Annotated in this window: 16 protein-coding genes and 1 pseudogene; 2 read left to right on the top strand and 15 right to left on the bottom strand. The window is 43.1% G+C overall.

Annotation, left to right across the window (positions count from 1 at the left end; all coding sequences use genetic code 11):
* Positions 1-25 precede the first annotated feature (25 nt).
* From KI743_RS24225 to matP, 7 genes and pseudogenes are all read right to left on the bottom strand, one after another.
* Positions 26-175: a hypothetical protein gene (locus KI743_RS24225; RefSeq protein ID WP_285468556.1), complete on the bottom strand. Its 150-nt coding sequence runs from the start codon at positions 173-175 to the stop codon at positions 26-28.
* Positions 153-431, bottom strand: coding sequence for a hypothetical protein (locus KI743_RS24220; protein ID WP_285468555.1), 279 nt, complete (start codon positions 429-431; stop codon positions 153-155). Before KI743_RS24220 ends, KI743_RS24225 begins: the two co-directional genes overlap by 23 nt.
* A pseudogene (locus KI743_RS24685) lies at positions 428-666 on the bottom strand (single-stranded DNA-binding protein). Before KI743_RS24685 ends, KI743_RS24220 begins: the two are co-directional and overlap by 4 nt.
* A gap of 319 nt (positions 667-985) precedes the next feature.
* Positions 986-2206, bottom strand: a complete 1221-nt coding sequence (locus KI743_RS24210) for a hypothetical protein (protein ID WP_285468553.1) — start codon at positions 2204-2206, stop codon at positions 986-988.
* 156 nt (positions 2207-2362) lie between these two features.
* Positions 2363-2671, bottom strand: a complete 309-nt coding sequence (locus tag KI743_RS24205) for a hypothetical protein (protein WP_285468552.1) — start codon at positions 2669-2671, stop codon at positions 2363-2365.
* A 97-nt stretch (positions 2672-2768) separates the two neighbouring features.
* Positions 2769-3077, bottom strand: coding sequence for a DUF3634 family protein (locus tag KI743_RS24200; RefSeq protein ID WP_032549102.1), 309 nt, complete (start codon positions 3075-3077; stop codon positions 2769-2771).
* Between the two features lie 18 nt (positions 3078-3095).
* A complete protein-coding gene (gene matP / locus KI743_RS24195) occupies positions 3096-3551 on the bottom strand; it encodes a macrodomain Ter protein MatP (protein ID WP_150872368.1) in 456 nt (151 codons plus the stop codon).
* Between the two features lie 189 nt (positions 3552-3740).
* On the opposite strand from matP, the gene KI743_RS24190 reads away from it, so the two are divergent.
* Both KI743_RS24190 and fabA read left to right on the top strand, forming a co-directional pair.
* Positions 3741-5390, top strand: coding sequence for a Lon protease family protein (locus KI743_RS24190; RefSeq protein WP_285468551.1), 1650 nt, complete (start codon positions 3741-3743; stop codon positions 5388-5390).
* A gap of 71 nt (positions 5391-5461) precedes the next feature.
* Entirely contained in the window at positions 5462-5977 is a 516-nt protein-coding gene (fabA, locus tag KI743_RS24185) for a bifunctional 3-hydroxydecanoyl-ACP dehydratase/trans-2-decenoyl-ACP isomerase (protein ID WP_032549106.1), read from the top strand.
* A gap of 185 nt (positions 5978-6162) precedes the next feature.
* Here fabA and rmf read toward each other — a convergent pair whose 3' ends face one another.
* The 8 genes from rmf to KI743_RS24145 all read right to left on the bottom strand — a co-directional run bounded on the left by rmf (position 6163) and on the right by KI743_RS24145 (position 19886).
* The gene (gene rmf, locus KI743_RS24180) at positions 6163-6336 is read right to left on the bottom strand and encodes a ribosome modulation factor (RefSeq protein ID WP_084181794.1); all 174 of its coding nucleotides are present in this window, start codon (positions 6334-6336) and stop codon (positions 6163-6165) included.
* A 160-nt stretch (positions 6337-6496) separates the two neighbouring features.
* Positions 6497-8221, bottom strand: coding sequence for a DUF3466 family protein (locus tag KI743_RS24175; protein WP_285468550.1), 1725 nt, complete (start codon positions 8219-8221; stop codon positions 6497-6499).
* A gap of 9 nt (positions 8222-8230) precedes the next feature.
* Positions 8231-10147 (bottom strand): ABC transporter ATP-binding protein, encoded by a 1917-nt coding sequence (locus tag KI743_RS24170; protein ID WP_285468549.1) that lies wholly within the window; start codon positions 10145-10147, stop codon positions 8231-8233.
* Entirely contained in the window at positions 10125-10385 is a 261-nt protein-coding gene (locus KI743_RS24165) for a glutaredoxin family protein (RefSeq protein ID WP_285468548.1), read from the bottom strand. Before KI743_RS24165 ends, KI743_RS24170 begins: the two co-directional genes overlap by 23 nt.
* Positions 10386-10413: 28 nt before the next feature.
* Positions 10414-12534 (bottom strand): bifunctional 23S rRNA (guanine(2069)-N(7))-methyltransferase RlmK/23S rRNA (guanine(2445)-N(2))-methyltransferase RlmL, encoded by a 2121-nt coding sequence (gene rlmKL, locus KI743_RS24160; RefSeq protein WP_285468547.1) that lies wholly within the window; start codon positions 12532-12534, stop codon positions 10414-10416.
* A 496-nt stretch (positions 12535-13030) separates the two neighbouring features.
* Positions 13031-13579 (bottom strand): cell division protein ZapC, encoded by a 549-nt coding sequence (locus KI743_RS24155; RefSeq protein WP_032549115.1) that lies wholly within the window; start codon positions 13577-13579, stop codon positions 13031-13033.
* Between the two features lie 196 nt (positions 13580-13775).
* On the bottom strand, positions 13776-14786 hold the full coding sequence (gene pyrD, locus KI743_RS24150; protein ID WP_032549116.1) for a quinone-dependent dihydroorotate dehydrogenase: 1011 nt from the start codon (positions 14784-14786) through the stop codon (positions 13776-13778).
* A gap of 255 nt (positions 14787-15041) precedes the next feature.
* Positions 15042-19886 carry an NAD-glutamate dehydrogenase gene (locus KI743_RS24145; RefSeq protein ID WP_152468652.1) on the bottom strand — a complete coding sequence of 1615 codons (4845 nt, stop codon included), beginning with the start codon at positions 19884-19886 and terminating at the stop codon, positions 15042-15044.
* Positions 19887-19929 lie beyond the last annotated feature (43 nt).

Below are 19929 nucleotides of genomic sequence, written 5' to 3'. Positions count from 1 at the left end.
ATAATACGCAGTTGGGTTGTATTTATTAGGCATGGCGCTCTGGGCTTTCTGTTACGTTGAACCTTGTGACTGACAAGCTTTTACGCGCTGCGTCCATTGCTTGTTGGTCTGTTTTGTATGGCCCATAGATTTTGGTTTGGTGGCTTTGTTGCTCATCCACGTTTGTTACTGACATTGACTTCCAAGAAGTTTAAGCCAACTACGTTCGACACCATACATTGAACTTGATTGGAGTCTTCACGGTATCCAAGCATCTTCACGTGATTTTTATCTGACTCTCGCATCAACAACATTTCATGTAGCCACTCTAAGCTGTCGAAGATCTTTTTGTATTGTGCCTTTGCATGTTCATCATTGGCATCTTCAAGTGCTTCATCCACATCATTGTGTAACCTGCTAATGGATTGTTTGAGCTCTGCTGCTGTCATCATTTCATTGACCTCACAAGTTTGATACCGAAGCGCTTTAACTCAAGGCCGCCGAAGTTATTGACCGTGAAGCTTGAACTATCTAACTCATAGTTTCCCGGTTTATAAGCCGATTGGTCGTCTTGTAATGATAGCTTCATTTCAACTGGGAACTTACCACATAGATATGCGTAGCCGATTTGCTCTGTTATCGCTTTGCGCGCTTACTATCCTTGCCTGACAATGTTCCGACTTGCAACCTTTGCTCTCTGCGTCAGAACAACACTCACTCATACTGATGCAAGAAACTCTCGGTGCACACGCGATAGCATTCATTCTTCAGATAGAAGAAGTTACAGTGCAACTTGATGCTACTAGTATTAAACAGATACGATAAGGTTTGATGAAAAGGTGTGAATGTTATATGTTCCCTGCTCGCTTTCGTGAAACATATAAGAGTTTTAACAAGTTACGTAAAACACGGATGGTATTATTGAGATGGCTATAGCTATAGCTTTGAAAGAAAACACCGACTACATTGCAAAGTCGGTGCTAAACATACTTTAGTTACGTGGTAACTAGATACTGTTCATCAACTGCCCAGGAACTCTCGATTTCATCTGAGCAATCGCCAAACCTGACATCTGAACCTGAGAGAACCAATAAGGTCGATGCTTGAGGTTAAACAATTCACTATTGTTTAGGGATTCGAAAATAGAAAACGCATGAGCCTGAGCAAGTGCAGCACCATAAACACTCCTATCAGAAACATTCACACCATCGACCTCCTCCACTAATGCTTGCTTAATGTAAGTGGTGTTCGGGCTCCAATCGATATGTTCGATCAGCTTATTAAGCAGTGTCATTTCCATGCTTGAAAACACTTTCTCTAGGAAGCTGGTATCAGGTAACACTTCCGCACAAGCATAGTATTCGTTGTGCTTATCACTTGCTTCACGATAACTCAGCATAGTTTGGACGAGAGCATCTTCAAACGTTTGAGAGAAATGATTGCATACCAGAAACATTGGTAAAATACGCAGTGTGCCTAATAGAATACCAACATCGGGCTCTCTAACCGAAGTGTCTTGCAGACGTATACGCGTTGCATTTGCGGTCACCATTAAATGCTGCCATAGTTTGGGAGCAATATGTTTCGTATTTTCGTCAGACCACTTAAGTAGTGATTGACTCATCAGGATAGGAAAAAGTAACCGACTATTATCAATCCCGATCTGCCCTACGGCTATTTTCGGGTCTAAGATGGCTTTAGGTTTACGTCCATATTTCTCACAAAACTGTCTGTTAGAAACAAAGTCCGTTAGGCTCGACGATAAGCCTCGATTCTCTTCCGCTACGCGGTGCAATTTATTGAAGTTCAATGAGGGAGAATAAGCAACGCTAGCAAAGTCGTTATAGTCTGGAAGCTGAGAAAAGAGAGAGCTGATAAGAGTGCTTTCAAGCTTTTTTTCTAGAAGTACTGAAGCCGTCTCGCAGACATCCTCTAGAACATAGCGCAGTGTGTTTTGCTTCGCTGCGATTTTTTCACGTTTAGCGGCAACCCTATCCTGTTCGCACATTAACAAAATGCGTTGATTATTGGTTATACGCTCCGATTCTTTAAAAATAACATCATCACAATAGCGATTCTCTAGGCTAAGCAATGAGTCAACGAGATCCTGATTAAGTTTGTATTTCGGACTGACAAGCCACTTGTTAAAACGTTCTGCAACATTCGAAGATATTTTTCTGGAGAGTTCTACTACTTCAGGAGTGTAATTTTTATTTGCTAACAACAACCTACAAATCCCTTGACCACATTTCGTTATCTGACTGTTATGACAGCCTATTTAAGTTATTAGTGGTATATATTAAATGAAGTTGCATTATTTTTCACGGGATAGTTATCGGTTACTCAATAAATTTAGTTATAGTGCGCTAAGTCTAGTTTGTCGTTAAAAACTTATCTGGATACGAATGAATTTTTCATAGCTTTGGTACCGATACTGTTTCTTAGGTACTGCTTTTTTAGCTAGCTTACATAATTTCGCATCACCATGAGTCCTAACTCGATGAACTTTGGTGAATGCTTTGCTGTGCTTCATTTCCAACATTAAATCACAAAATCCATCAAGCTCACTATGCCCTTTAGCATTAAGTGTTTTGATAACTTGAGATTTAATCTTCTTCGCCACCGGGTTAACCAGCGCATCATCAGCGATGGAAACATGAGAAAAGAGAAAAAGAATCAGTAACCTTTTCATAATACCTCCTTTGACTGAAGGTATTATGCAGGTCGAACTTGACCAGATTGAATGAGTTTAGAATGGTAAAGTACTAGTCAGTTAGCGTTACTAAAATTCACGCTCTCTTAGAGCCTTTCGATTTAAAGCCATTGTGAGGGAAAACGTTACGAATACGTTGTTGAGTGCTTTTAGGAACCTGTTTGGAGAACTTTAAGTTGTAGCCCGAGCGTTTCGCATAAACCTTCAGCTCACCATCAAAGCTCTGATTGCGGCCAATCTCTTGTAAGTTGTGTTTGAAACTTGGTGGCATATGCCCTTTAAACTGAGCTATTTGCCCTTTTTCAAAAGTCACTTTGAGCACAGGCCTATCAATTGCAACCAACCAAAATACGAGTGCTGCCCCAATAAGAATCACATACATCATAACAGCCGCCTTCAATCACTATTTATCGTCAGATAGCAACGCACTCAAATCTTCTTTGAGGCTTGTTACTGTTTTGCTTGCTTGTTCACTTCTTGATGCTTCACTTACCAAATATTCAATCGCGTCAGAAAGCGTACAACCTAGTTCATTTGCTCTTTGTGAAAGTTTTTCCCAAACGCGATAATCTAAATCAATCGACTTTTTCTTGGTATGGACTTGTTCTGCGTTAAAGTGGCGCTTACGTTTCGCTCGAATAGCCTGTTTTAGCTTGTTGTCGAGCTCTAGCGACATGTGCTCTTCTATCCACTCAAGAACGCCTGTTGGTTGGTGTTCTAACTTAAGAAGATTCTGTACAGCAACATCTGCTTCACTTGAATCGATATGACGGGTAATGGATTCACCTTCCTTCCATTTCTTTACCAGATAGTTCCATTTCCAACCACATTCTAAGTTTTCAAGCTGCTGATATTTCATGTCAAATCCCAAACGTTAATCCTAGTGACAGCGTAACCCAAATTACCTAATTAGACAATTGATCAATTAAAAGAATAGACCAAGATCATACTTATATTGCTTGGTTTATTACGATTAAACAGATACTTCTATTAGGCATTGTCGTTTTTCTATATACTCCCTGTCTCTTTACCATTTTTAGTAGATTCAATGACTCAAGTAGACTGGCGACATGTTACGCCACAATATGATGAATACGCACATCAGTTAGAGCAATACCCTAACCTAACGCCCTTTTCATTTACTCAGGTTCAGCATAGATTCCGTAATGCCTTAAGTCGCTTTGTACGCTTGTCTAGCCTATCACGCGTGTTACTCGTCAACGCACCTGATAATGCCATCTATCGTCAACTTATCATTGAATCATTGAGTCTCTCTACTTCAGACGATAATCACCCTGTAATCAGAACAGAGTCACTTAATGCAGAAGCACTGTTCGATCAAGTTGAGTCAAAAGATGGACAAGTAATTGCGACCAAGCAGGGCCTGCTTTCTAAAGCCGACAATGGGTTTCTTATTGTCTCTGCAAATCTTATCCTCGCGAATCCTGGAAGCTGGCTATTACTTAAATCGGCCTTACTTGGCGATGAGATTGAGCCAATCAGGAGTAACCCAGATCATCTATGTGCACCACAGTTACCTCGTGCATATAACATCAAGCTCATCATCGTTGGTGATCGTGGCCAAATGGGCGACCTTGATTATTTAGATAGCGACATCCGCAGCGGCTTTTGTCTTTTTAGTGAGATTGAACAAGATCTTAAGTTAGATAAAGAAAGTTTGGTTGAATATTTAGGTTACCTAAAATGGCTTCAGCAACGCTATCAGTTACCAGAGCTCAATGTAGAAGCTGTCACAGCCTTACTTTGCGCTGGTGCTAGAGAAGCTGAAGATCAGACATATACCCCTTTGTGTCCAATCTGGCACAACACTTTGCTTAGTGAAGCGGCTATTGAATCAAACAACACTGAAATCACTAGTATTCATATCGAGCAAGCCTTATCACATAAATACCAACGAGAGTCTTACCTTCCCGAGCGTGCACTCGATGATATTCTCGACGGACAAGTGATCATCGAAACTCAAGGTGAGCAAGTTGGTCAAGTTAATGGTTTAACCGTTATTGACGTCCCTGGACACCCTATCTCTTACGGTGAACCTGCTCGTATTTCATGTGTTATCCACTTTGGTGACGGCGATATCTCTGACGTAGAACGCAAAGCTGAACTCGGTGGTAACCTTCATGCTAAAGGTATGATGATCATGCAAGCGTTTGTGAGTGCCTCGCTAAACCTTGAAGATCCATTACCTTATTCCGCATCAGTTGTATTCGAGCAGTCTTACTGCGAAGTTGATGGCGACAGTGCCTCGCTGGCAGAACTGTGTTCACTTGTAAGCGCCCTTTCCGAGTACCCAATCAATCAGCAAATTGCCGTTACAGGTGCAGTTGACCAATTTGGCCGCGTACAAGCTGTTGGAGGGTTAAACGAGAAGATCGAAGGCTTCTATCACGTCTGTAAACATCAAGGGCTAACAGGCGAACAAGGTGTTATTCTACCGCATACAAACTTGAAGCATTTAGCGCTTCAACCCGATGTTGTAGAAAGCATTAAAAATGGACAATTTCATATCTGGTCTGTATCGAATGTAGATGAAGCAATTCCTCTTATCATGAACAAGCCATTTAGAGACGAAGAGCAAGAAAGCGTTCTTAGCAAAATCGCGGAACGTATTGAAAACTTTGAAAGACATGAACATCCGCCAGGAATTGTGGAACGCATCAAAAACTGGTTTGTCTAGTACTGATCGGACTTGTTTAGCGTACACCTGTTCACTAATATGCACCTATCAAAAATTGGAGTAAATTGATAATGCAAAACAAACGTGATTCTTACACTCGCGAAGAGCTTCTAGCATCAAGCCAAGGCGAACTATGGCCACAAGGCCCTCAACTTCCAGCACCAAACATGTTGATGATGGATCGCATCACTAAGATGTCAGAAACTGAGGGTGATTTTGGTAAAGGTCTAATCCTTGCTGAGTTAGATATTACTCCAGACCTGTGGTTCTTTGATTGTCACTTCCCAGGTGACCCTGTAATGCCTGGCTGTCTAGGTCTAGACGCAATGTGGCAACTAGTTGGCTTCTTCCTAGGCTGGGTTGGTGGCGAAGGTAAAGGCCGTGCTCTAGGTGTAGGTGAAGTGAAATTCACTGGTCAAATCCTACCAACTGCGAAAAAAGTAACGTACGAGATCCACATGAAACGTGTCGTTAACCGTAAGCTAGTCATGGGCTTAGCAGATGGTCGCGTTCTTGTAGATGGTAAGGAAATCTACGTTGCAAAAGACCTTAAAGTTGGCCTTTTCCAAGATACGTCTTCTTTCTAAAAGAATTCTTAAGATAAAGCTGCTTTTTGCAGCTTTTCTTTTACACCAAACAAATTAGTTATAGTGCATTAAATGATTGATTATTTGCTGTAATCATTAAAATTGTCTCCTCCACCAGCTTCTCGTTCCCAAAAATAACAAGGCCCCGAAAATCGGAGCCTTTGAAATCCTTGACGTTTGTCCTATTACTTATAGAGACCTGCTTGTTTGTCATCTTTGGCATCACGCCAACCACCTAGCCAATACGACCGAGAATCCATTTGGCTATACGGGCAAGCTTCTTGCGACCTTCCATTTAAACCAGCCTTGTAGCCTTGAGATTGTGCTCGTTCTAGGCGATCACGCTTTTGTCTCTTCATAGTGCAGTCCTCATACGGGTGTCCATTTCTAAACATATAATGATTACAACATCGTGGAGTTTCTGTGACTCCAACTTTAAGAATTAACCAAGATCCTACTTTTCTCAAGGCGAAAAAAAGCCCAAGTTCAGAACTGTGAACTTGGGCTCAAGAGCTAAAATTATTTAAATTTTCTACGGAACCCGAGGAAACCAAGCAGTGTCAAAGCGAAAACACCCAGGCCTGCGCCTTGACGTTCAACATTCTGAGAATCCGTACCGCGAGCTTTAATATCAGCCGATGTTGCACCAGAGATTGGTACTAGCTTCACAGCTACAACTTCTTCTACCGCATCAGATGATGCATTTCCACAGTATGAGTTATGCGACGTAGTATCGTACTGTTGTGCTACACCATTCACTGTACATTTGATAGCAGTAGCAGAAATCACACCAGCATCGTTAATGTCTGACGCATCTATAATACGGAAAAAGTTATTTTGGTCTGAGAAATCTTGACCATCAACATTAGCGCCGTTAGTCAGGTCGTCTAACCACCAAGCTTTGCTGTCGAATAATGCAATTCTTGAAGCATCTGTACCATCTGCTTGATACGGATAAATGAAACCACGGTGACGACGTTCGCTACCGTCTACTTCACGAATTGTATCTGCATCAACTTGGCCAACAAACTCGTTGAATTTATTAACAGACTTGGCTTCACTACCAGCACCATTAAAGAAGATTCCACCAGATAAGAATGTAGCAGAAGGCGTTGTATTTGAGGCATTCTCGACAATAAAGGCCTTATTCGCTGCACTACCATTTTCCGGGACATAACCGTTACGTTTAGCATGTCCTACCGCAAATAGATTCTCATTAATGTCAGATACGACGGAATTACTATAGATAGCATCATCACTCGATGAACCGGATTGTACTCTAGCATTAGGAATTTGAACCGTATCCCAATTGGCAGTTGATAAATCTAGGCTATCACTAATAAATATGCTGGCGTTCATATCTTGAAGATCACCACTACCATTGGCAGTTCCGAACCCAACGCCGTAAAGTTTACCATTGTTCTCAGTTAAACCACGCATACTACCTTGTGCAAAGTAATCACCTGTTTGCGGAATATCTCCTTGAATCCAGGTAATTTGCTTAACATTACCTGCGTTCCAAATGGCTGGCTTAGAGCTAAAAGTAATACTCGACGTATCAGTCACAGGCTGATCTTCCGAGATACTACCATAGTTAACGACCGTACCATTGCTAAGGGTCATAGCTCCCCAAGCTCTCGATTCGGAAGAAGCAATTAATGGAACAGTGGTGATAGCATTATTACGTATGTCATTACCATCAGACTGAATGCCTAGAGCAACACCTGATTCGTCTAAAGCATTAATAACTACGTTAAAATTACTGATAGACGAAGTATCTCCTTCGACAAATGCCTGAGCATTAACATGTGTTAGGTCATTAACTTCTAACTTCCAAGTCTTCCAACGCTGTAAAGCCCAACTTTCGCAAGTTGAGTATCTGAGCTCTCGAAAACAGTAATTCTCAAAATCATTAAACTCTTGGATATATTGAAACGCAGCATCCATTGCAAAAGGAACTTCTTCGCGATAGCTAACACCTTCAACTGTATTACGTGTTTCGCCCGCTAACTTAAACGAATCGGTTGCACAGTTTGTCGCGTTAGAATCGAAACAACCCATAGCAAGTTCATTAGACCCATCCGTCGCACTACCAGGTTGAATAGCAACACCGAAAGTTTCAGTTGCGTTCGTAATCGCTGCAGGTTTCTCTACCTCAACGACTTGGTATAAGGCAGCGTTAGCGTTCGTCGCAGCCAGTACTAAGGCTGCAATTGTCGTTAACTTAAAATTCGTACTACTCATTATTACTTCTTAACTTTCCTGTTGTAGTGCCTCGAGCTCTTCCCAACGCTCAAAAGCAACTTCTAGCTCCTGCTCTGCAGCAGATAGCTTATCTAAAACTGGTTGTGTCTGCTCTACAGGATTTGAGAAGAAGTTAGGTTCATTCACTTCTTCCTGAAGAGTTTCAATTTGGGCTTCCAATTCCTCTAAACGCATAGGTAACGCTTCAAGCTCTCGCTGTAGCTTATACGATAACTTCTTAGGTTTAGCCTTAGCTGGCGCAGTTTTGGGAGTTTCCTCAACTACTTTTGCTTTCTTTGATGGCTTTTCAACCTGACGCGACTGAAGAACTTGCGCTCGTTGCTGTTGAGCATCGTGATAACCACCAACAAACTCTTCAATAACGCCATTTCCTTCAAAGATCCAGCTTGTCATAACCGTGTTATCTACGAACTGACGGTCGTGGCTTACTAAAAGAAGCGTCCCCTGATAGTTGGCAAGCAAATCCTCTAAAAGTTCCAAAGTTTCGATATCTAAATCGTTAGTTGGTTCATCAAGAATCAACAAGTTGTTCGACTTGAGGAAAATACGAGCAAGCAACAGTCGGTTCTTCTCACCACCAGAAAGAGCTTTAACCGGCGTGCGTGCACGTTTAGGTGAGAATAAGAAATCTTGTAAGTAGCTTAGAGCGTGTCGTTCGCGACCACCGACCATCACTTCCTGCTTACCGTCAGCAAGGTTATCAATAACCGACTTCTCTGGATCTAAAATCTCGCGGTATTGGTCAAAGTAAGCCACTTCAAGTTTAGTACCACAATGTAGACGACCAGAGTCTGGCTTAAGCTGGTCTAATAGAAGCTTTAGGACTGTACTCTTACCACAACCATTAGGACCAATCAGTGCGATGCGGTCACCACGCATAATGTTGAAGCTGAAATCTTTCACGATCTCTTTGCCTTCAAAGCCAAAGTTCAGGTTCTCTGCTTCGAATACAATCTTACCTGAACGCTGTGCATCATCGATTTGAATAACGGCTTTACCCTGCACTTCACGGCGATTCTTACGCTCTTCACGGAGCTTTTTAAGTGCACGCACGCGCCCTTCGTTACGAGTACGACGAGCCTTGATGCCTTGACGAATCCACACTTCTTCTTGAGCAAGCTTTTTGTCGAACTCAGCGTTTTGCATCTCTTCGACGCGAAGCGCTTCTTCTTTCTCGACAAGGTAATTGTCGTAATCACCAGGGAACGAGCTCAACTTCCCACGATCTAAATCAACGATACGAGTAGCCATTGATTTAATGAATGCACGGTCGTGAGAGATAAAGATGATAGAACCACGGAAGTCTTTTAAGAAACCTTCTAGCCACTCGATCGTTGTTACATCTAGGTGGTTAGTCGGCTCATCAAGAAGTAATACGTCAGGGTCGCATACAAGCGCACGAGCTAAAGCCGCTTTACGCTGCCAGCCACCTGACAAATCGGTTAACTTAGTGTTTGGAGACAGTTTCAAAGCCCCAAGAACATTGTTAACGCGATCATCAAAGCGCCATGCATTCGCATGATCCAACTCTTCTTGAACACGAGCTAAACGGTTAATGTTCTTCTCACTTGGATCTTCCGCAATAAGATCCAATAGATCATGGTAGATCTTTAGCTTCTTACCAATTTCCGCTAAGCCACCAGAAACATACTCATAAACCGTTCCCTCTTCATTACGAGGAGGATCTTGTTCTAAGCGCGATACAACAACATCTTGTGTCACTTGCATCTTACCGTCATCCATAATGATCTCACCAGCAAGAACCTTCATTAAGGTTGACTTACCAGCGCCATTACGGCCTACCAAACAAACACGCTCATTTTCTTGCAAAGCGAAGTCTGCACGATCTAATAATGGGTGATCGCCAAATGCTAACTGACCATTATGAATTGTAAGTAATGCCATTCTTTCTTAACCAATCGTTTAATTCTAACAAGCCAAAGGGCCAGTTCAGTTCTGTACTAATATTGCCGTCGGAGCTTTCGTATTTGAGTACGGGAATAGTGACCCCGTAACGGGAAAATAGCTCATCATCAAAAGCAATATCAACCACTTGAACGTGCTGGCTAATGTTTAACTGTTCCGTAAGTTTAAATGCCATCTCACATAGATGGCACCCTTCAGTACTGTATAGTGTCAGCACTTATCTATCCTTATTCGTGCACAACACATTACTTGTGAGTAATAACCCAACAGTTATGGATGTGCTTATTACGTGCGAAATCTAGAGGCAATGTCTTACCAGAAATGTTCTGTGCTTTAAGGCCTAACGCCTCTAGGCCTTCTAGATCCATTTTAAAGTGACGTTTGTTGTTCGAGAACACAATCGTGCCTTCTTCACGAAGAAGGCGTTTTAGATTCTCCATCAACTGAAGGTGGTCACGCTGTACATCGAATGTCTGCTCCATACGCTTAGAGTTAGAGAACGTTGGTGGATCGATAAAGATAAGATCGTAGTTACCATTCTCTTTTGCTAGCCATTGTAGACAATCAGCTTGAACAAATTGGTGTTGGCGGCCTACTCGACCGTTAAGCTCCATGTTTTCTTTTGCCCACTCTAGGTAGGTATTCGACATATCGACAGTCTTAGTCGTGCGCGCACCACCAACTGCAGCATGAACTGTTGCAGAGCCGGTGTAAGCGAACAGGTTCAAGAAATCTTTACCCGCTGCCATCTCACCAATGCGTCGACGTGTTAATTTGTGGTCCAAGAACAGACCCGTGTCTAGGTAATCATGAAGGTTTACGATCAGCTTCACGCCATATTCGTTTACTTCTAAATTCGAAGAGTCTTGAGATAACTTCTGATATTGAGATGACCCTTTCTGCTTCTGACGCACTTTAAGAACGACATTGTTCGCTTCTACGCCTGTTACCTGAATAGATGCGCGAATGATGTCTGTTAGGCGGCGTTTCGCTTTCTCTTCTGGAACATTCTTAGGTGCTGCGTATTCCTGAATGACTAGATGACCTGGGTATACATCAATCGCTACATTGTATTCAGGAAGGTCTGCATCGTAGATACGGTAACAATCAAGTTGCTCTTTCTTCGCCCATTTACCAATTTTGCCAATGTTCTTTTTCAAACGGTTAGCAAAATCAGGTGCAATTTGTTGTTCTTGCTGCTCAGAAGGACGCTCTGACATAGGACGGTCAGAGATTGAGTAGTTCTTTTGGTGACACGGTAACGCACCATTGTTCAATTTGAACTGTTTGTCAGCACGCATACGTAGGCAGCTTAGCAGTTCATCAGAGCTAGAGAAGATTGACGCATTGCAACCGCCAAACTCTGATTTCAATTGAGCACCAAATGCTGTGTAAAGTGCGATAAGGCCCGGTTCTGTACCTAGACGCTCACCATATGGTGGGTTCGATACAATAACACCGTTATCAAACTCAGCAGGACGTTTCACTAGCGCCGCATCACCCAATTCGAATTCGATTAAGTCATCAACGCCAGCACGGCGCGCGTTATCTCGCGCTGTTTTCAAAACACGTGCGTCGTTGTCATAGCCGTAGAACTTGCACTCTACTTTTTTCAAACCGCGACGCGCTTGAACATTAGCTTCTGATTTGATTTCTGCCCATAGCTCAGCATCAAAGTCTTCCAGAGCTTGGAAGCCCCACTTCTGACGTTTAACGCCTGGCGCCATGTTTGCTGCCATCATTGCCGCTTCAATAACTAACGTACCCGAACCACACATTGGATCTAAGAATGGTTTTGTCGCATCCCAACCACTACGTAGCAGGATTGCTGCAGCTAAAGTCTCACGTAGAGGTGCACGGCCAGACTCTGGACGATAACCACGTTGGTGAAGACCGCTACCAACCATATCAACGCCTAAGATCGCTTTATCACGGTGCAGACGAACATGGATACGGATATCTGGGTTCTCTTTGCTGATATTTGGACGAGGTAAAGATTTCTTTTCGAAGCAGTCGACAACCGCATCTTTAACCTTCATCGCACCATATTGGCTGTTACGAATCTCACGGTTAGTACCGTTGAAATCAACCACAAAACGCTTAGAGCTGTGGAATTGATTTACCCAGTTTACTGCCGTCGTAGAAAGGTACAGGTCCATGTCATCTTGACAGGTGAACTCAGAAAGCACACGTACAAATCTTGAAGCCAAACGACTCCACAAACAACAACGATAAATCTGCTCATTCGTCGCTTTGAATTTAACACCTGCTTGAACAGGTTTTGCGTTTGTAATCCCTAGTTGGGTTAGTTCTTCAACTAATAAATTCTCAAGGCCGTTTGAGGTAACCGCTAGATATTGATTCATAGTGTTCTTTTATTGATAAAAATGAGCTCGATTATACCTTATTTGAGTCAATAAGCGTCACTCTAAACACATCTTTTCATTGATTCTTCCACCTAATTGCTCAGCAAATGTTCATTGAGCGAAGCAGTCGCTAACTCTCTAAGCCAACATATACCTTGCGCTCAAAAAACAACCTTATAACAGACTCTATGCACTAAATATTCACTCGAACACAGGCTTTTGAATTATTATTCCGCCATAATTTGGTATATACCAAGAACAAGCCAGAGGTGTAACTCGATTACAAAACCACTTAAACAGGGAATTTTATAGGCCTATTTCAAGAAATCGGCTCAAAGATGTGTTGAAATTAAGTTGAAAAAATAAGCTTTGGTTGTGTAAAAAAGCGCCTCATAGACAAATTATCTATGAGTGATTTGGTTGGATTACTGAATTTCAGGTATAAAAAAATCGACCCTGGGGTCGATTTTCTTGAGTGTGAGAGCGTTGTTTTTGATTAACCTACCATCGCTATGTGGCGGTGATGATGCAGGATAGCATTTGCGTCTACCATTCTATCGTGCATCACTTTAATGGAGTCACCAAACTGAAGTGCTTTTGATGAGGTTAGATTAAATTCATCAAGGTCTACTGAAGCACACAAACTCGCGTTCTCTCCAACCTCTAGCACAATGAAGTAACCTAAACTGTACTGGTTGTTCATACGCACAATGTCGCCCTCTTCTGGGCATTCATGGCCTTGAATCTGAGACTCAAAAAACCAACTTTTCGGCTGAACAGGTTTATGGAAGCGCTTTGCAGCAACACAGTATAGTGCCAGTTCTGCTTGACGGGGCTCAGAAAGCTCTAGTCCGGAGATCTGTTCTTTGAAGGTCTGGTACGAAGAAGCATCATCAACCGTGAATTCGTTCTCTTTAAATGCACAATCCACCAGCTTGTTACGGACGAGGTTAGTTTTGAAAATCATATCCTCCCCCAGATTTAGCATTAATGAACATTGCTGTTCATCGTAGTACCAACTCCATGTATCACTAGGTTTAAGCATCGTTTCGTCTCACACTGTTGAAGCATTCCATTAGGTAAAACGCAAAATTACCCTTCAATGCAGTAATTTTACTGAGCAATAGGCAAAAAAAAAGAGGAAATGAAATTCCTCTTTTCTCTAAAACTCAGCGAGTTACAGTGTATCTTTTAGTGATATCTATCAACTTATAACGTGACGTTCAAGGTCGTCCCTAACATTATAGGTTTTTAACAATATCACTCACTAGACTTGGACCTTTGTAAATGAAACCTGAGTAAACTTGAACAAGTTTAGCACCAGCCATCATTTTCTCTTTTGCTGCCACGTACGAGTCAACACCGCCTACCCCAATGATAGGTAGCTTGTCGCCTAGCTCTTCGTGAAGCTTACGAACAACTTCAGTGCTGCGAGATTGAACTGGTCGGCCGCTTAGACCACCAGCTTCGTCAGCATGCTTCATGCCTTCAACGATTGAACGATCCAGTGTTGTGTTGGTTGCGATCACACCATCGATCTTATTCTTGATCAACGATTCACAAATTTGGCTGATTTCATCATCACTTAGATCCGGCGCGATCTTAAGTGCAAGTGGAACATACTTACCGTGTTTCTGTTCTAACTCAGCTTGCTTAGTTTTTAGCTCAGCCAGAAGCTCATCTAGTGCTTCACCGTATTGTAGAGAACGAAGTCCCGGAGTATTTGGTGAGGAGATGTTTACAGCGATGTAGCCTGCGTACTGATAAACCTTTTCCATACAGATTAGGTAATCTTCTGCGCCCTTCTCAATTGGAGTATCTTTGTTCTTACCGATGTTGATACCAAGAATGCCATCGTAGTTTGATCTCTTAACATTCTCGATTAGGTTATCGACACCAAGGTTGTTGAAACCCATACGGTTGATAATACCTTCCGCTTCAACAAGACGGAAAAGACGAGGTTTGTCATTACCCGCTTGAGGGCGTGGAGTAACAGTACCTACTTCAACAAAGCCGAAGCCCATTGCACCGAATGCATCAATACACTCGCCGTTCTTATCTAAGCCAGCAGCAAGACCAACTGGGTTTTTAAACGTTAGCCCCATCACCTCTACAGGACGATGCGGTAACTGTTGACGGTAAAGCAGATCGACAGGAGTGCCAGTGAAACGCTTGAAGTTTTGAATTGCAAGATCATGTGCCTTTTCGGCATCAAGTTGGAAAAAGCCAGTTCTGGCTAGACGGTAAAGCATTGTGCCTCCGATAGAAAAAAGCCCCGTGTAAACGGGGCGATATTATTTACTTATTTACCCAACAATTCAATCTATTACTACCAGTAAGGGTAAGATAATTCGAATTCTTAACAAAGTTCGTCAATAATTAGGTAAACGTTATCGTCTATCTACTTGGAACTTAAAGTAATTAACAATCTCGCCCTATTTTGACGCATAAAAAATGGCAGCCCCACTCGGCTGCCACTTCATATCGGTACTTAAGTTACCTAAACCTTATTGGTCTTTCGACATACAGTTTAGATTAAGAAGCATAAGTTCACGTAAAGCTACTGAGAACTTAGCAAACTCATGAACTGAGCCGACTTTAAACTCGTTTAGGATGCTTTCCCAGCGATGCAGTGATACTGCATTACTTTCCATCCAATCATCCAGTGCCTTAATCACATCAAGGTCCGCCGCACAGCCACATGTTAGAACTTGGCCAGTTAGTTGACGTTGCTGCCAATCAAGATCTTCACGGAATGCAGCACGAGCCAGTGCTTGCCAGTTATTGTCTACTGCTTGGCTATTGATCTGCTTCAAGAACCAGTGCAGTGATAGACGGTCACCAAGGTTAAAGTACAGTTTAGACGCTTGCTCAACTGTTTTACCCGTTTCACGAGCCACTGTGGATATATCCAGTGCCGAGTACAGGCTAGACAAACGCGCTACCGAGTTTGCTAACTCTTCTTCAACACCTTGTTCTACCCAAACCTTAGCAACTGAATTGTGCTCTTCTACTTCCGCAGCAACTAGCGTTTCATCAAGAACTTTAGTAATCGCATTCACATCTTCGCGGTATAGCTCAATCAGTGCAGTCACAGACTGTTTGCCTGGACGGTTTCTTAGCAACCAACGGCTGATACGACGCATCGCACGACGAACGTGGAAGATAAGATCGTATTGCGCGTCAGACGAAGCCACGTTATCTAGCGCACGAATACGCTTAAGCACATCACCAAAACCGTAGATCTCACGTGATGCAGTGTAAGCATTAGCGATATCAACGATGTCTGCGCCCGTCTCTTCTTGAAGACGAGTCACGAAGTTACAGCCCATTTCGTTCACCATTTGGTTAGCCAGTGCGGTTGCAATGATCTCAGCGCGTAGCGGATGGCTATCCATGTGCTGCACATAGTTACGGCGTAACTCAGTTGGGAAGTACTGGATCAGTTGTTGCGCATGGAACTCATCGTTCGCAATCTCATCACAAACAAGATCTTCTTTCAGTACCATCTTAGCGTATGCAATAAGTACAGATAGTTCAGGACGTGTTAGTGCGTTACCCTGCTTCTCACGCTCAAGCAGTGTCTCATCATCTGGAATGTACTCTAGACCACGATCTAGGTAACCCGCTTTCTCCATAGTGTGAATAAAGCGAATTTGCTCTTTCACTAGGCTCACACCTTGGTGCTCAGTTACAGAGATAGACTCAGCTTGGCAGTATGCATCATCCAGTACAATCTCACCGACTTCATCTTCCATCGACTCAAGTACTTGGTTACGTTGCTTAACCGTTAGATCGCCATTTGATACAAGACCATTCAAGAAGATCTTAATGTTTACTTCGTTATCCGAGCAGTCAACACCACCAACGTTATCAACAAAGTCAGTATTTACGCGACCACCAGCTAGACCATACTCGATACGACCCAGTTGAGTCATACCTAAGTTACCACCTTCACCAACAACTTTCGCTTGTAGGTCACGGCCATCGATACGTAACACGTCGTTTGCACGGTCACCTACATCGGTGTGAGTCTCATTTGAAGATTTCACATAAGTACCGATACCACCGTTCCAAAGTAGATCCACCTTCATAGACAAGATCATCTTGATCAAATCATTTGGCGCTAGAGATGCTTTCTTAGTACCAAGCATCTTTTGGATTTCAGGTGTCAGAGCAATTGACTTAGAGCGACGAGAGAAAATACCGCCACCCTTAGAAATCAGCTCTTTGTTGTAATCTTCCCAGCTAGAACGCGGCAGATTAAATAGGCGGTTACGCTCTTCCCAGCTGCTCGCAGATTCTGGATTCGGGTCGATGAAGATATGCATGTGGTTAAACGCAGCTTGCAGACGAATATGCTTAGATAGCAACATACCGTTACCAAATACGTCACCCGCCATATCACCCACACCAATTGCAGTGAAGTCTGTAGTTTGACAGTCGATGCCCATCTCACGGAAGTGACGCTTAACCGATTCCCAGCCACCTTTCGCAGTGATACCCATCGCTTTGTGGTCGTAACCGTTAGAACCACCCGATGCGAATGCATCACCCAGCCAGAAGTTGTATTCAGCAGATACTGAGTTCGCTAAATCTGAGAATGTTGCGGTACCTTTATCCGCTGCAACAACCAAGTACGGATCATCTTCGTCATGACGAACAACACTCTTAGGTGGAATAACTTCACCTTCGATGATGTTATCGGATACATCCAGTAGTGCGCGAATGAAGCGTTTGTAACAACGTTGACCTTCAGCAAAGATTTCGTCACGGCCAGTCATCGTGTGCTGACGCTTACATACGAAACCACCTTTCGCGCCAACAGGAACAATTACCGTGTTCTTAACTTGTTGCGCTTTAACTAGACCAAGAATCTCGGTACGGAAATCTTCTTGACGATCTGACCAACGAAGACCACCACGAGCCACTTTACCACCACGTAGGTGAACACCTTCAATGTCTGGTGCGTAAACGAAGATCTCAAATGCCGGAACTGGTGCCGGGATATCAGGAATCTCGCTTGGCTTCATCTTAAGTGCTAGCCATGGTTTTGCTTGCTTGTTCTCGTCTACTTGGTAGTAGTTAGTACGAAGCGTTGCGCTGATCATTTCCATGTAACGACGAATGATACGATCATCATCCAAGCTCTCTACATGATCTAACTGCTCAGTGATTGTGTTGATAAGATCTTGTTGACCTTTCGCACTGCCTTTGTGTTTAGGATCAAAACGCTTGGCAAACAGCTTAACCAGACCTTTTGCAAGTTCAGGGTAATGCGACAGTGTTTCTTCAATGTATTGTTGACTGAATGGGAAGCCGACTTGACGCATGTAACGAGCGTACGCACGAAGGATAGAGATTTCACGGCCTGATAGACCAGCACCCAGTACGAGGCGGTTGAAACCATCACTCTCTAGCTCACCAGCCCAAATCGCAGCGAATGCTTGTTGGAAAAGATCACGCGCTTCACGAAGATCAATCGTCTCTTCGCTCTTATGCAGCATTGAGAAATCAAGGATCCAGTATGTAACGCCATTAGTCTTACGAACTTCATAAGGCGACTCACCAATCACGCGAAGACCTAGATTTTCCAACATAGGCATAACGTCTGAAAGGTGGATTGGCTCATCACTGTGGTAGAAAAGCTTTAGTCGAACCGCTTTCGAGTCCGCTGCCTCTTCTTGTGGGCGGTAGAACAACATGCCCAGCTTGTTTTCTTCAGTCAGAGCTTCCAAGCGCTCAATGTCTGCAACCGCAGAACCTGGCATCATGTCTTCTTTGTATGAACGTGGGAATGCACGCATGTACTCTTTCGACAGAGGAAGTCCCTTGCTCTCACCAAAGTTTGCAATGATTGACTCCGATAGGCGGTCATCCCAAGTCGATGATACTTCCATTAAATTCTGCTCGATTGTCTTAACGTCAACGTCCATGTTGTTATTATCAACACGAACAATGTAATGCGTTCTAGCCAGTGGGCTTTCAGAGAAATAAGTCGTGAACTCCACTTCTTGCTCACAACCAAAGTACTGCTTAAGAATACGTTGAGTTTGACGACGCAATTCAGTGTTATATCTATCTTTAGTTACATACACCATGCAGCTAAAGAAACGGCCAAACGGGTCTTTGCGAACGAACAAACGCAGCAGATCGCGATCTTGCATCTGTACGACACCAGTACCAACTTCTAACAACTCTTCTTCACGAGCTTGCAGAAGTTCGTCACGTGGGTAGTTTTCAAGAATATTATGTAGTGCTTTGTAAGAATATGAACCTTCACGGTAACCACTTGCTTCAAGAATACGCTCTACCTTCTCGCGCACAAGTGGGATCGTTTCTACTGTGTGGTTATAAACTGCAGATGTGTAAAGACCTGTGAAACGGTGCTCACCGATCACTTTACCGTTCTCATCAAACTTCTTAATGCCGATGTAATCGGTATATGCCGGACGGTGGATGCGTGACGCTGTATTACCTTTCGTTAGAATAAGAACGTAAGGCTTCTTCGCTTCTAGTCTTGCCGAGTCAGAGAATTCAGACAGTTTTACATCACGGACACGATTTGAGTTCGCGAATAAACCAAGGCCTTGCTCTTCCGTTGGTTTTAAAACTGTATCGCCATCAACAGATACTAAGTCGTACTCTTTGTATCCCATGAAAGTGAAGTTGTGCTCGCCTAGCCAACGCAAAAACGCAACGGTCTCTTCGAAACGTTTTTCGTCAACTGGAATAGAATCTTTTTGCGCTTCAACTTGGTCTGTAACGGTTTGTAGTCGCTCAACCATTTTCATCCAGTCATTAACAACCAGACCTGTATCACGGAAGATCGCCAGTAACTCTTCTTTCAATTGAGTCATCTCAGCTTTGCTGCTTAAGCGGTCAACCTCAATGTGGAACAGTGACTGGAAAACACCTTCGTTAGCGCTAACACCGACGACATCGCCTTTGTCTGAACGAAGAATTTGAGTTGGGTTGTGGAGCATTAAGTGAGAAGAGAGATCAAGGCGTGTTAGTGCCATCTTTACCGAGTCGACAAGAAATGGGCTGTCTGGCACCACAATTTCAACAATCGTGTGCGTTGATTGCCAACCCTGGCGACTAACCGTCGGGTTGAATACTCGCACAGAGATATCGTCGGCTTTCTTCTCATTGATGTGATGCCATAAGCTAACTACAGCACCATATAAATCGGATTCGTTTCTTTGGATAAGGTCGTCGTGAGAAACATTACTAAACATGTGTTGAGCAAGTTGAGTTACTAGAGGTCGATGAGCAAGGTCTAGTTTGTCTTGAATCAGTTTGTACACTTTTTCAAGCAAAACTGGAACCACAGTTTCACGTGCGGTCATAGTCACACTCCACAATTAAAATTGTATTTTATTATTAGGGGGA

Origin of the sequence: Vibrio sp. D420a (assembly GCF_030248625.1) — a bacterium.
In the GTDB taxonomy this organism is placed as follows: Bacteria; Pseudomonadota; Gammaproteobacteria; order Enterobacterales; family Vibrionaceae; genus Vibrio; species Vibrio fortis_A.
This window is presented reverse-complemented; position numbering and strand designations above follow the sequence as displayed.